The following is a 14,102-nucleotide window of genomic DNA, read 5'->3' on the forward strand; positions in this document are numbered from 1 at the left end:
TTGCGTGCGTGGGTTTATCAGGGCAGTACGGGCGCCGCATTATCCGCAGGCGGCGCCTGCTTCAGGGATTCTACTTGGCTGGGAGATACGCATGAGAAAAATTCTGAACACGAAGGACTTTGTACTGGGCACGTTTGCGACCAATTGCTCGGGTGGCATGTCGGTGACCAAGATCGGCGAGCGCTGGGACAACTCGTGGGAAAACAACGCGAAGCTGGCCCGGATGCTGGACGACGCCGGCATCGACTTCATGCTGCCGATCGCGCGCTGGATCGGCTACGGCGGCGAGACCGACTTCCATGGCTCGGTGCTGGAAACGATCACGTGGGCTGCCGGGTTGCTGGCGCAGACCAAGAACCTGACGGTATTCGCCACCATCCACACCGCGGCCAACCACCCGGCGGTGGTGGCCAAGCAGATCGCGACGCTGGACCAGATCGGCCAGGGGCGCGCGGGCCTGAACATCGTGGCGGGCTGGAACCGCCCCGAGTACGAAGCCCTGGGCCTGCCGCTGGCCGCCGGCCACGACAAGCGCTACAGCTATGCGCAGGAGTGGTTCGACGTCATCAAGCAGATCTGGGAGCGCGACGGCGCCTTCAACTATGACGGCGAGAACTTCCACCTGAAGGGCATCTACGGCCTGCCCAAGCCGTGGCACGGCGAGCGCCCGCCGATCCTGAACGCCGCGGGTTCCGGCGAAGGCCGCGACTTCGCCATCCAGAACGCCAACTTCCTGTTCACGCCGGCGATCGACCTGGCGCGTTCCAAGGTGGAAGTGAGCGAGCTGAAAGCCAAGGCCCGTGCGGCAGACAAGCCGGTGCAGGTGCTGACCTTCTCGCACGTGGTGTGCCGCCCGACCGAGCAGGAAGCGCGCGACTACCTGCGCCACTTTGCGCAGGACAACGCCGACTGGGCCGCGGTGGACAACCTGGTGGCGCTGCAGTTCGCCAACGCGCAGTCGTTCCCGCACGACCTGCTGGCGCTGATCCGCGACCGCATGGCGGCGGGCCACGGCGGCTTCCCGCTGGTGGGCACGCCCGAGCAGGTGGCCGATGGCATCTGCGCGCTGGCCGAAGCCGGCTTCAAGGGCACCACGCTGTCGTTCGTCGACTACGTGAAGGAGTTCCCGTACTTCCGCGACACGGTGCTGCCGATCCTGGAAGCACGCGGCCTGCGCCAGCCCGGAGGGTCGAAAAATGGCGGCCAGTAAGCACGACCCGTTGGCGGCGCTGCAGCAACAGTTCAAGCAGGCAATGCGCGGCTTCGCCGGCGCGGTGACCGTGGTGACGGTGGCCGAAGGCGAGGAACGCAGCGGCTTCACCGCAACCTCGGTGTCGTCGTTCTCGGCCGAGCCGCCGATGGTGGTGGCGTCGATGAAGGCGACGAGTTCTTCGGCCGGGCTGCTGCAGAGCACGCGGCGCTTCGGCGTGAACCTGCTGCGCGTGGAGCAGCAGGCGATCGCGCAGCGCTTCACCGGCTTTGGCGGCGAGGCCGGCGCCGCGCGCTACGGCAGCGACGCCTGGACCCAGCTCACCCGCGACGGCGCCCCGGTGCTGGCCGATGCCGTAGTGGCCATGGATTGCGAGGCGGAGGAACTGCTGGAGCGCCACGGGCACATCCTGATCATCGGCCGGGTGCGGGCAGTACACGTGGCCGAACAGGCCCCGGCGCCGCTGCTCTACTGGCAGGGACGGTACACGCGGCTGGCGCACGCGTCGGCCTGATACGGCGTACACAACAAGGAGACCCCATGAGCAACACCGTGCAACAGCTTGCCGCGGACCTTTCCGGCGGCAAGGCAAGGATCATCGACCTGACGCAGACCCTGTCGCCGGATTTCCCCGCGCTGGTGCTGCCCCCCGAATTCGGGCAGGTGTGGGCGTTCAAGATGGAACGCATCAGCCAGTACGACGACAAGGGACCGGGCTGGTACTGGAACAACTTCTCCTGCGGCGAGCATACCGGCACGCATTTCGACGCGCCGGTGCACTGGATCTCGGGCAAGGACCACGCCAACAACACCGTGGACACCATCGACCCGGCCAACTTCATCGCCCCCGCGGTAGTGGTCGATGCCAGCGCCGAAGTGGCGGAGAACCCCGACTGGGTTCTGACGGTTGCGCACCTGCAGCGTTGGGAAGCCGAACACGGCCGCATTCCCGCCGGCGCCTGGGTGCTGCTGCGCACCGATTGGAGCAAGAAGACGGATCCGGCGGAGTTCCTGGGGCTGCGCGACGACGGCGCTCACACGCCTGGGCCAACGCAAAAAGCGGTCGAGTGGCTGATCCATGAACGCAACGTCCACGGCTTCGGCGTCGAAACCATCAACACCGATGCCGGCCAGTCCTACGCCTGGCCGCTGCCCTACCCGTGCCACACGCTGATGCACGGCGCCAACAAGTACGGCCTGCAATGCCTGAAGAACCTGGACCAGCTTCCGCCTACCGGCACGCTGATCGTGGCGGCACCGCTGAAGATCCAGAACGGGTCGGGCAGTCCGTTGCGGGTACTGGCGATCGCGGCCACCTGACAGAGCCGCAGACGTCCACAAGAAATGAGAAAGGAAGGGAGACAATGAAACACCAACGCAGGATCCTGCTGGCCGCCGTGGCGGCTGCCGGCAGCCTCGCCTCAGGCGCCGCGCAGGCCCAGAGCGCCGTGCAGCTCTATGGCACGATTGACGCCTTTGCCGGCTCCGTGCGTGCCAGTGGCGATGCCCACAGCACCGCGGTCGTCGACAGTTCCGGCCTGACCACCTCCTACTGGGGCATTGGCGGGCAGGAAGCGCTGGGCAACGGCCTGAACGCCGAGTTCACGCTGGAGAGCTTTTTCCGTACCGACAATGGCAAGGTCGGCCGCTTCGACGGCGACGTCATGTTCGGGCGCAATGCCTATGTTGGCCTGAACGGAGGTTTCGGCGCGATCAAGCTCGGCCGCAACACCACGCCGTGGTTCGTGTCGATGTTGCTGTTCAACCCGCTGGCGGATTCGGCCGTGTTCTCGCCGATGTTCCTGCATGCCTACACCACGCCGCCGGGTTCGCCGGTCGGCAACTCGGTCGCAGGCGACACCGCCTGGGACAACTCGGTGCTGTACCAGAGCCCCGGTTTCGGCGGGCTGCGCTTCAATGCGATCTACTCGACCGGCGAGAGCACCGGACACCAGGGCAAGCAGAACTACGGCGGCAATGCCACCTACTTCAACGGCAACTTTGGCGCCACGCTGGCGGTGCAGCGCGTGGGGGTCAATGCGCCGGAATTCGCGGCCAGCGGCGCCAGCTACCAGATGGCCTACCTGGCGGGCGTGTCCTACGACTTCAAGGTGGTCAAGCTGTTCGGCCAGTACGCGCAGTCGGACAACAGCTTCAGCACGCTGAGCCGGCAACGCAACCGCACCATGCAGGTGGGCGCGAGCGCCCCGCTGGGGCCGGGCTCGCTGATGGCAACGTGGGTGCGTACCTGGCAGGGCGGCAACGAGACGCTGGGCTCGGCCCGCCGCGACACCACCACGCTGGCCTACGACTACCCGTTCTCCAAGCGCACCGACCTTTACGCCGCCTGGCGCTATGACAAGGTGACCGACCTGAATCCGGGCAACACCTTCGGCCTGGGCCTGCGCCACAAGTTCTAGTTGCGGCCTCGGCGTCTCCCGTCGAGGCGCCTGCAAGACCACCTTCGTCGCCTCGAAAAAAAATATTTCCACAATCATATGTTTATGCCTAAACTATGTGGAACGACAACGAACGCGTGGCGACGATCGCGCGAAACAGGTTCCCTGGCGGCTTCTCCGGTTCCCTATCCGCCACCAATCAGGAGACAGACAATGACCCCAGCTGGCAGCTCCCAGCCCTGGCGCCCCGATTCTCGCGCGACCTATACCGTACTTTTTGTATGCTTCCTTGCGATTCTTTTTGAAGGCTATGACGTCGGCGTCATGGGAGCGGTATTGCCCGCACTCGCCGACGACCGCAACTGGAACCTGACGCCGCTGGAACTCGGTGCCCTCAGCAGCTATGCCCTGGTCGGCATGTTCTTTGGCGCCTTCCTGATCGGCACGCTGAGCGAGATGATCGGGCGCCGCCGCATGCTGCTGCTCTGTGTTTCCCTGTTCTCGCTGACCATGCTGGGCGCGTCCTATGCGCAGACGCCGGCCATCTTCGGCGTCTTGCGCTTCATCGGCGGGCTCGGCCTCGGTGGCGTCATTCCCGTCGCCGCCGCCTTGACCATCGAGTACTCGCCGCCGCACCGCCGCAGCTTCAACTATGGGCTGATGTACTCGGGGTATTCGGTGGGCATCCTTTGCGCCGCGCTCATTGCGATGTGGCTGTTGCCCAGCCTTGGCTGGCGTGGCGTGATTGGCCTGGGTGCCGTGCCCATGGTGTTGATACCGGTGATGGCGTGGCTGCTCCCCGAGTCGCTGGAGTACCTGGTGGGGCAAGGGCGAATCGATGAAGCGCAGGCATTGGCCAATCGCACTGGCCATGGCCGGCTGCCGTCAGAGGCCCGGCCCGCCAACGGCGCCACCCGCGCCACCTGGCGCGACGTGATGTCGAGCATGTTCGCCCGCAAGCAGCTGCGCGCGACGGCGTGCTTCTGGATCGCACTGTTCTTCGGCTTGCTGCTGGTCTATGGCCTCAATACGTGGTTGCCGACCATCATGCGCAAGAATGGCTACGACCTCGGCTCCAGCCTTTCCTTCCTGGTTATCTTCAGCCTTGCTTCCGCGGTAGGCGGCCTTTTCCTGGGCAGCGCGGCCGACAGGATAGGCGCACGTGGCACCGTCGCGGTTTTTTACCTGATCGGCGCTCTCGCCATCGGCGCGCTGATGTTCCGCAACTCCGTTGTCGTCAACTACCTTCTGGTCGCGCTGGCAGGCGTGGGCAGCGTCTCGGCATCCCTGATCCTTACAGGCCATCTGGCCGGCTACTACCCGGCACACGCACGGGCAGCGGCAACAGGATGGGCCCTGAGCTTCGCGCGAATCGGCGCCATGAGCGGCCCGCTCGTCGGCGGTTACGTGGCCGGCTCAGGCCTGAGTTTCGGCTGGAACTTCATCACGTTCTCCATTGCCGGCCTTGCCGCTGCGCTGGCTGTGGCGCTGCTGCCATCGGCACGGCAACCAGTCGTCGTGGCCCGCGTCGGCCAGCAAAGCAACGCATAGATCGCCTGAGGAAGGACTTCGGCTTCCACGGAAGCCGTCCCCGTGACCTTGAGCTCCGTGCATATATATGATTATGGAAATGTTGCTGTCTAAACTATATTCGTCTCACCCCAACGTGAGCGTCAGGAAGAAAAGCCATGGCTGAGCGTTCCTTTGCCGAAGAAGTCAAGAAATTGCGCCTGGGTTCCGGCGAGTTATTCAGCGGCGAGGGCATCCTCGCGGTCACCAAGGCGCTGCTGGAATCCGGCGTCTCCTACGTGGCCGGCTACCAGGGCTCGCCGATCTCGCACCTGATGGACGTGCTGGCCGATGCGCAGGACATCCTTGCCGAGCATGGCATCCGCTTCGAGAACAGCGCGAGCGAAGCCACCGCGGCCGCGTCGCTGGCCGCCTCGGTCAACTACCCGCTGCGCGGCGCGGTCACGTTCAAGGCTACCGTGGGCACCAACGTGGCATCGGATGCGCTGGCCAACCTGGCTTCGGGCGGCGTCACCGGCGGCGCGCTGATCATCGTCGGCGAAGACTACGGCGAAGGTTCCTCGATCATGCAGGAGCGCAGCCACGCGTTTGCGATGAAGTCGCAGATGTGGCTGCTCGATCCGCGCCCCAACCTGCCGTGCATCGTACAGGCGGTGAAGGACGGCTTCGACTTGTCCGAGGCGTCAAATACTCCGGTGATGCTGCAGCTGCGCGTGCGCTCGTGCCACGTACATGGCCAGTTCGTGGCCTCCGACAACCGCCGCTCGAAGTTCTCCATCCAGGACGCGCTCGAGAACCCCACGCGCGACCTCAGCCGCATCGTGCTGCCCCCGGCGAGCTTCGTGCACGAGCACGAGAAGATCAAGCAGCGCTGGCCCGCCGCCGTGAAGTTCATCGAGGAACGCCAGCTCAATGAGTTCTTCCAGGGCGAGATGGACGACATCGGTATCGCCGTGCAGGGCGGCAGCTACAACACGCTGATCCGCGCACTGGAGCAGCTCGGCCTGGCCGACGTGTTCGGCGAGTCGAAGATCCCGCTGTACGTGATGAACGTGGCCTACCCGCTGATCGATTCGGAGTGGGAACGCTTCTGCGCGGGCAAGCGCGCAGTGCTGGTGCTGGAAGAAGGCCAGCCCAACTTTATCGAGCAGAACGCCGCCAACATCCTGCGCATGGCCGGCGCCACCGCGGCGTTGCATGGCAAGGACCTGCTGCCGCTGGCTGGCGAGTACAACACTGCGACCGTGCTCAAGGGCCTGCGCGCCTTCCTGGAGCAGTACGGCAAGATCGAACCGCTGCCGGAACCGAAGCCCGCCCGCAAGGTGATCCCGCTTGTGCAAGCCCCGGCCGCAACGGTGGATGCCGTGGCCGCCGAGATGCTGGAACCGCAGAAGCTGGTCGACGAAAGCGTGCATGCGCGCCCGCCCGGCTTCTGCACCGGCTGCCCGGAGCGCCCGATCTTCACCGCGATGAAGCTGGTCGAGCGCGAGATCGGCGAGCACCACGTGAGCGCCGACATCGGCTGCCACCTGTTCTCGATCCTGCCGCCGTTCAACCTGGGCAATACCACCATGGGCTACGGCCTGGGCAGCGCCAGCGCCGCGGCGCTGAACGCGCCCGGCGGCAAGCGCGCCATCTCCGTGATGGGCGACGGCGGCTTCTGGCACAACGGCCTGACCAGCGGCATTGCCAACGCGGTCTTCAACAAGAGCGACAACCTGACCATCGTGGTCGACAACAGCTACACGTCAGCGACAGGCGGGCAGGACATCCTGTCCTCGACCGCGTTGAACGACACCCGCAGCACCGGCCACGCCATCGAGGACGCGGTCAAGGGCGTGGGCGTCAAGTGGGTGCGCACCATCCGCCGCACCTATGACCTCAAGGCGATGAAGGCCACCCTCAAGGAAGCGCTGACCACCGGCGCCAAGGGCCCCAAGGTGCTGATCGCGCAGAGCGAATGCATGCTGAACAAGCAGCGCCGCGAGAAGCCGAAGACCCGCAAGGCGATCGCCGACGGCCAGCGCGTGGTGCGCGAGCGCTTTGGCGTGGATTCGGACACCTGCACCGGCGATCACTCGTGCATCCGGCTGTCCGGCTGCCCTTCGCTGACGATCAAGCCCAACCCGGACCCGCTGCGCACCGATCCGGTCGCCTCCGTGCTGGACAGCTGCGTGGGCTGCGGCCTGTGCGGCGAGGTTTCGCACGCAGCGGTGCTGTGCCCGTCGTTCTATCGCGCGCAGATCGTCACCAATCCGACCCGCATCGACAAGCTGCGCCAGCGCCTGCGCGACGGCGTGATCGGCTTCCTGCAGCGCCGCGATGCCGCGCGCCGCACCCGCCTTGCATTCTGAACACCAAGTTTCGAGAGGTTCAATCGTGAACGCACCCAATAACCTCAGCGCCAAGCCGATCAAGGTCGCCATCCTCGCCATGGGCGGCGAGGGCGGCGGCGTGCTGGCCGACTGGATCGTGGATCTGGGCGAGCACAACGGCTATATCGCGCAGACCACGTCGGTGCCCGGCGTGGCGCAGCGCACCGGCGCCACCATCTATTACGTCGAGCTGTTCCCGCGCGACCTGGCCGAGCAGGCCGGCCGCCAGCCGGTGCTGGCGCTGATGCCCACCCCCGGCGATGTCGATGTGGTCCTTGCCTCCGAACTGATGGAAGCCGGCCGCGCCGTGCAGCGCGGACTGGTGACGCCGGAGCGCACCACGCTGGTGTCTTCCACCCACCGCGTGTATTCCATCGCAGAGAAATCCGCGATGGGCGACGGGCGGGTCGACAGCAACGAGCTGATCGCCCATGCCGGCAAGGCCGCCAAACGCTTTGTACGCTTTGACATGGCACAGGCCGCCGAAGCCAGCGGCAGCGTCATCAGCGCCGTGCTGTTCGGCGCGCTGGCGGGCACCGGCGTACTGCCGTTCAGCCGCGCGCAGTTCGAAGCCACCATCGAGCGCGGCGGCGTGGGCGTGAAGCCCAGCCTGCGCGCTTTTGGCGCGGCGTTCGCCACAGCCGATGCCGCCGAGACGCCCGCCGCGGAAGCCGCAAAGCCGCCGGGCGAACTCAAGCCGCAGGATCCCAGGGTTGCGCAGTTGCTGCAGCGCGCACGCGCCGAACAACCGGCCGAAAACTGGCCAGTCGTGGTCGAAGGCGTGCGCCGCATGATCGACTACCAGGACGTGGCCTATGCCGGCCTGTATCTGGATCGGCTGGCCGCAGTGCGCCAGGCCGTCGGCAACGACGACAGCGCCCTGCTGCGCGAAACCGCGCGCCACCTGGCGCTGTGGATGTCGTACGAAGACACCATTCGCGTGGCAGACCTCAAGACCCGCGACTCGCGCTTCGCGCGCGTGCGGGGCGAGGTGCACGCCGGCGACAAACAGCTGCTGGCGATCAACGAGTTCATGCACCCGCGCCTGGAAGAGATCTGCGAGACGCTGCCGGCCGGACTCGGCCGCTGGCTGATGAAACCGCATTTCGTGCACCGTCTCGTGCGCCGCTTCACCACCTCCGGCCGCGTGGTCACCACCAGTTCACTGCGCGGCTACCTGATGCTGTGGGCGGTGTCGCGCCTGCGTGGCATCCGCCGCAGCACGCTGCGCTATGCGCTGGAAACCGAGCGTATCGAAGGCTGGCTGGCCCAGGTGCTGGCCGCCGCCCGCCTCAATCCCGCGCTGGCGCTGGAAGTGGTGCAGTGCCAGCGGCTGGTAAAAGGCTACAGCGACACCCATGTGCGCGGCCTGACCAACTACCAGACCCTGATGAACGCCGTGATGCGGGCGGGTGCCCGCCTGGCCCCGGCCACGCTGCGCGAGTTGCGCGAAGCCGCGCTGGCCGACGAGCACGGCAAGAAGCTGAAGGAAGCCCTGGCCCGCCACGCGCTGGCGTGACCTTCACGTGCCACCCCCATAGCAGGAACCGCAGACCATGAGCACTACGCACACCTTCCGGCGCCAGCACAAGATCCATTTCTCGGAATGCGATCCGGCCGGCATCGTCTTCTACCCGCAGTACTTCGTGCTGTTCAACGACCTCATCGAACGCTGGGTCGACACCCTGTTGCCGGACGGCTACCACGGCGTGATCGGCGCGCGCCGGCTGGGCATGCCGACCGTGCACCTGGAGGTGGACTTCAAGGCGATCAGCCGCTTTGGCGACCAGGTCTGGCTGGAGTTGGATGTGGTGCGCCTGGGGGGCAAGTCGATCACGCTGGCCTGGCGCTGCACCGGCGCAGACGGCGATCTGCGCATGGCGGCCACGCAGACCATCGTGATGACTTCGCTGGACACGCACCTGGCGATCCCGGTGCCCGATGACCTGCGCGCCGCCATCGAACACGGCCCTGCCCCCGCAGACCGGCCTTTTCCCGAAATCACCGCCTGAATGCCGACGTGCCCGCAGCGCGGGTGCCAAAGCCTCCGGTAGTAACCTGATTGGAAGCAGCCATGAGCATTGTATGTATCGGCGGTGGCCCCGCCGGCCTGTATTTCGGCCTGTTGATGAAACTCCAGGACCCCGCCAACAAGGTCGTGGTGGTGGAGCGCAACCGTCCCTATGACACCTTCGGCTGGGGCGTGGTGTTCTCCGACGCCACCATGGACAACCTGCGCGAGGCCGACCCGGTCTCGGCCGAGACCATCGGCGATGCGTTCAACCGCTGGGACGATGTCGAAGTCCACTTCAAGGGCCGCGCGGTGCGCAGCGGCGGCCACGGCTTTATCGGCATCGGCCGCAAGAAGCTGCTGAACATCCTGCAGGCGCGCTGCGAGGAAGTCGGTGTGGAACTGGTGTTCGAGAACTACGTCGAGGACGACCAGGCCATCGCGCGCAAGTACAACGCCGACCTGGTGCTGGCGTCCGACGGCCTCAACAGCGTGGTGCGCAAGCGCTATGCCGACACCTTCCGCCCCGACATCGACACGCGCAACTGCCGCTTTGTCTGGCTGGGCACGAAGAAGGTGTTCGACGCCTTCAACTTCATCTTCGTGCCGACCGAGCATGGCTGGTTCCAGGCGCATGCCTACCGTTTCGAGGACGGCACCTCGACCTTCATCGTCGAGACCCCGGAAGAAACCTGGAAGGCCGCCGGCATCGACCAGATGAGCCAGGAAGAGGGCATCGCCTACTGCGAGAAGCTGTTCGCCCCGTACCTGGACGGCAATCCGCTGATCAGCAACGCCGGTCACCTGCGCGGCTCGGCGATCTGGATCCAGTTCCCGCGCGTGATCTGCGAGAAGTGGGTGCACTGGAACAACCTGGCCGACGACAGCGGCCTGGAGAAGAAGGTGCCCGTGGTGCTGATGGGCGATGCCGCCCACACCGCGCACTTCTCGATCGGCTCCGGCACCAAGCTGGCGCTGGAAGATGCCATCGAGCTGGCGCGCACCCTCCGCAACACCGACGGCCCGCTGGAAGATGCGCTGAAGCACTACGAAGCCGTGCGCTCGGTGGAAGTGCTCAAGATCCAGAACGCCGCGCGCAATTCGACCGAATGGTTCGAGAACGTCAAGCGCTATGAAGACCTGGAGCCCGAGCAGTTCGCCTACTCGCTGCTGACCCGCTCGCAGCGCATTTCGCACGAGAACCTGCGTGTGCGCGACAAGGCCTGGCTGGAAGGCTACGAGTCGTGGCTGGCCGAACGCGCCGGCACGGATGCCGCCGCCGTGCCGCCGATGCTGACGCCGTACACTGTGCGCGGCGTGGAACTGAAGAACCGCGTGGTGGTGTCGCCCACCGCCATGTACTCGTGCCAGATGGGCGTGCCGGGCAATTTCCACATGGTGCACCTGGGCAGCCGCGCACTGGGCGGTGCCGGCCTGGTGATGGTGGAAATGACGGCGGTGTCGCCGGACGGCCGCATCACTGAGGGTTGCCCGGGCCTGTGGAATGACCAGCAGGCGGCGGCATTCGCCGGCATCGTCGGCTTCGTGCATGAGCACACCAGCGCGCGCATCGGCGTGCAGATCGGCCACGCCGGCCGCCGCGGCTCGACCCAGCTGGGCTGGGAGCAGATGGACCACCCGCTGGCCGAGGGCAACTGGCCGCTGATCTCGGCTTCCGCGCTGCCGTACCTGCCTGGCGTTTCGCAGACGCCGCGCGCCATGACCCGCGCAGACATGGACCGCGTGCGCGATGACTTCGTCGCCGCCACCCGGCGTGCCGCCGCCGCCGGCTTTGACTGGCTGGAGCTGCAGGCCGGCCACGGCTACCTGCTGTCGAACTTCCTCTCGCCCGTGACCAACCAGCGCAGCGACGAGTACGGCGGCTCGCTGGAAAACCGCATGGCCTACCCGCTGGAAGTGCTGCGCGCGGTGCGCGCGGCATGGCCGCAGGACAAGCCGGTGTCGGTGCGCATCTCCGCCACTGACTGGGTCGAGGGCGGCAACAGCGCCGACGACGCGGTGGCCATGGCGCGCCTGTTCAAGGAAGCCGGTGCCGACATGATCGACTGCTCTTCCGGCGAAGTCACGCCGGCGCAGAAGCCGGTCTACGGCCGCATGTTCCAGACCCCGTTCGCCGACCGCGTGCGCAACGAGGCAGGCGTGCCGACCATCGCCGTGGGCGCGATCACCGAAGCCGACCACGTCAACGGGATCATCGCCTCGGGCCGCGCCGACCTGTGCGCGCTGTCGCGCCCGTACCTGGCCGATCCGGCCTGGCTGCTGCGCGAGACCGCGCAACTGGGCTACCGCCGCATGGAATGGCCCAAGCAGTACCTGTTCGCCAAGGATCAGCTGGAGCGCAGCATCAAGCGCGCGGCGGCCTGACGATGGCTCACCCCTCTCTCGTCCACGGGAGAGGGAGAAACCAGACCAAAGAGGAAGACGATGTCGAATACCTCGTATGACACCTACCGCGAGAACGTAGCCGGCCGCGCCGACGTGGAAGACACGCCCGAGCTGGTCGCCTACTACAAGGAGCTCGATGCGCTCAAGACGGGTGCGCTCTGGACCGTGGCCAACAAGATCGAGCCGTGGCAGCCGAAGTCAGAATCGGTGCCGGTGCTGTGGCGCTACCGCGACCTGCGTGATCACGTGCTGCGCTCGGTCGACCTGGTGACGCCGGAGAAGGCCGGCCGACGCGTGATCTACCTGAACAACCCGGGCCGCCAGGACGTATCGGCAGCGGTGGGCTGGCTCTATTCTGGCCTGCAGGTGATGCATCCCGGCGAGGCCGCCTCGGCACACGCGCACTCGTCGTCGGCGCTGCGCTTCATCATGGAAGGCAGCGGCGCCTACACCATTGTCGACGGCCACAAGATGACGCTGAACGCCAACGACTTCGTGCTCACGCCCAACGGCACCTGGCACGAGCATGGCGTGGCGGCCGAAGGCACCACCTGCATCTGGCAGGATGGCCTGGACATTCCGCTGGTCAACGCCATGGAGGCCGGCTTCTACGCAGTGCACCCGGACCTGCAGCAAGCTGTGACTCACCCGGTCGACGACATGCCGGCGATCTGGGGCGGCAAGGGCCTGCGCCCGCACGAAGGCAACTGGACCAAGCCGTATTCGCCGCTCTACAAGTACGAATGGGCCCCGACCTACGAAGCGCTGGTGCGCCACAGCAAGGTCACCGACGGCAGCCCGTTCGATGGCGTGCTGATGCACTACGTCAATCCGGTCACCGGCGGCCCGGTGATGCCGACCATCGGCGCCAGCATGCAGCTGCTGCGTCCGGGCGAAGCCACCAGGGCCCACCGCCACACCGGCAGCTTCATCTACCAGGTAGCCAAGGGCAGTGGCTACTCGGTCATCAACGGCCAGCGCTTCGACTGGACCGAGCGCGACATATTCTGCGTGCCGTCGTGGGCCTTCCATGAGCACGCGAATGCGTCGGCCAGCGATGACGCCGTGCTGTTCTGCTTCAACGACCTGCCGGTGATGCATTCGCTCGGGCTGTACCGCGAGCAGGCGCTGGCGGAGAACGGCGGGCATCAGGTGGTCCTCTGAACGCCGCCAGTACGTTTCTTTTTTTATATTCTGCAGCCGCACCGGATGCGGCCTTTCCCGGAGTTATCAAACCATGCGTCTCGTAACCTATCGCGCTGAAGTCGCTGCCGCCGCCCGCCTGGGCGCCATCGTCGACGGCAATGTCGTTGACCTCGCCCGCTTCGGCGCCGCCGTCGGCGTGAGCATTCCCGCCACCATGCTCGAGTTCATCGACCTGGGCCCCGAGGCAGTCCGCTCGACCAGCGCGCTGCTGAACGAATACCGCGGCAAGCTCCCGTTCGGCGTGGCCGTGCCGGCTTCCAACGTCAAGCTGCTGGCGCCGATCCCGCGCCCGCGCAAGAACATCTGGGGCATCGGCCTGAACTACGTCGAGCACGTGGCCGAATCCAGCCGCAGCCTGGACACCTCGAAGGAGCTGCCGAAGGAGCCGGTGATCTTCTCCAAGCCGCCCACCACCGTGATCGGCCCGGGCGATGCCATCGAGCACAACAAGGAAATCACCCAGCAGATGGACTGGGAAGTCGAGCTGGCCGTCATCATCGGCACGCGCGGCAAGGGCGTGAAGGAAGCCGACGCGCTCAACTACGTGTTCGGCTACAGCGTGATGATCGACATCTCGGCGCGCGACTGCCGCCGCGCCGGCCAGTGGATCTACTCCAAGGGCCAGGACACCTATGCCCCGTTCGGCCCGGTCATCGTCACCGCCGACGAAATCCCCGACCCGCACACGCTGGACCTGTCGCTGACCGTCAACGGCGTGACCAAGCAGAGCTCCAACACCCGCCACATGCTGTTCAAGGTGCCGGCGCTGATCGCGGACATCAGCAAGGGCATGGCGCTGGAACCCGGCGACATCATCGCCACCGGCACGCCCGACGGCGTGGGCGCGGGCCGCACCCCGCAGGAATGGCTGTGGCCGGGCGACACCGTGGTAGCCACGGCGGAAGGCATCGGCGAGCTGCGCCACCCGGTGGTAGCTGTCTAAATCCCGTCATCCCCGCGCAAGC

At 66.3% G+C, this 14,102-nt stretch carries 11 protein-coding genes; all 11 read left to right on the forward strand.

From position 1 onward, the window contains the following. Positions 1–91: 91 nt before the first annotated feature. Complete coding sequence (locus CF68_RS28080; protein ID WP_035825383.1) at positions 92–1,210, forward strand: LLM class flavin-dependent oxidoreductase; 1,119 nt, start codon at positions 92–94, stop codon at positions 1,208–1,210. Further along, entirely contained in the window at positions 1,197–1,724 is a 528-nt protein-coding gene (locus tag CF68_RS28085; RefSeq protein ID WP_051591725.1) for a flavin reductase family protein, read from the forward strand. The genes CF68_RS28080 and CF68_RS28085 overlap by 14 nt, the downstream gene beginning before the upstream one ends. Positions 1,725–1,750: 26 nt before the next feature. Then, the gene (locus CF68_RS28090; RefSeq protein WP_035825385.1) at positions 1,751–2,530 is read left to right on the forward strand and encodes a cyclase family protein; all 780 of its coding nucleotides are present in this window, start codon (positions 1,751–1,753) and stop codon (positions 2,528–2,530) included. Positions 2,531–2,574: 44 nt separating this feature from the next. Then, on the forward strand, positions 2,575–3,630 hold the full coding sequence (locus CF68_RS28095) for a porin (protein WP_035825386.1): 1,056 nt from the start codon (positions 2,575–2,577) through the stop codon (positions 3,628–3,630). A gap of 192 nt (positions 3,631–3,822) precedes the next feature. Continuing rightward, a complete protein-coding gene (locus CF68_RS28100) occupies positions 3,823–5,160 on the forward strand; it encodes an MFS transporter (RefSeq protein WP_035825388.1) in 1,338 nt (445 codons plus the stop codon). 137 nt (positions 5,161–5,297) lie between these two features. Next, the gene (locus CF68_RS28105) at positions 5,298–7,493 is read left to right on the forward strand and encodes an indolepyruvate ferredoxin oxidoreductase subunit alpha (RefSeq protein WP_035825390.1); all 2,196 of its coding nucleotides are present in this window, start codon (positions 5,298–5,300) and stop codon (positions 7,491–7,493) included. A gap of 79 nt (positions 7,494–7,572) precedes the next feature. After that, the gene (locus CF68_RS28110) at positions 7,573–9,033 is read left to right on the forward strand and encodes an indolepyruvate oxidoreductase subunit beta family protein (RefSeq protein ID WP_051591727.1); all 1,461 of its coding nucleotides are present in this window, start codon (positions 7,573–7,575) and stop codon (positions 9,031–9,033) included. 37 nt (positions 9,034–9,070) lie between these two features. Then, on the forward strand, positions 9,071–9,526 hold the full coding sequence (locus CF68_RS28115; RefSeq protein ID WP_035825395.1) for a thioesterase family protein: 456 nt from the start codon (positions 9,071–9,073) through the stop codon (positions 9,524–9,526). Positions 9,527–9,588: 62 nt separating this feature from the next. Continuing rightward, complete coding sequence (locus CF68_RS28120) at positions 9,589–11,910, forward strand: bifunctional salicylyl-CoA 5-hydroxylase/oxidoreductase (RefSeq protein WP_035825397.1); 2,322 nt, start codon at positions 9,589–9,591, stop codon at positions 11,908–11,910. A 60-nt stretch (positions 11,911–11,970) separates the two neighbouring features. Then, on the forward strand, positions 11,971–13,095 hold the full coding sequence (locus CF68_RS28125) for a cupin domain-containing protein (RefSeq protein WP_035825399.1): 1,125 nt from the start codon (positions 11,971–11,973) through the stop codon (positions 13,093–13,095). A gap of 73 nt (positions 13,096–13,168) precedes the next feature. Beyond that, positions 13,169–14,080 (forward strand): fumarylacetoacetate hydrolase family protein, encoded by a 912-nt coding sequence (locus tag CF68_RS28130; protein WP_035825401.1) that lies wholly within the window; start codon positions 13,169–13,171, stop codon positions 14,078–14,080. Positions 14,081–14,102: the final 22 nt, after the last annotated feature.

The organism is Cupriavidus sp. SK-4, assembly GCF_000611125.1.
Taxonomy (GTDB): domain Bacteria; phylum Pseudomonadota; class Gammaproteobacteria; order Burkholderiales; family Burkholderiaceae; genus Cupriavidus; species Cupriavidus necator.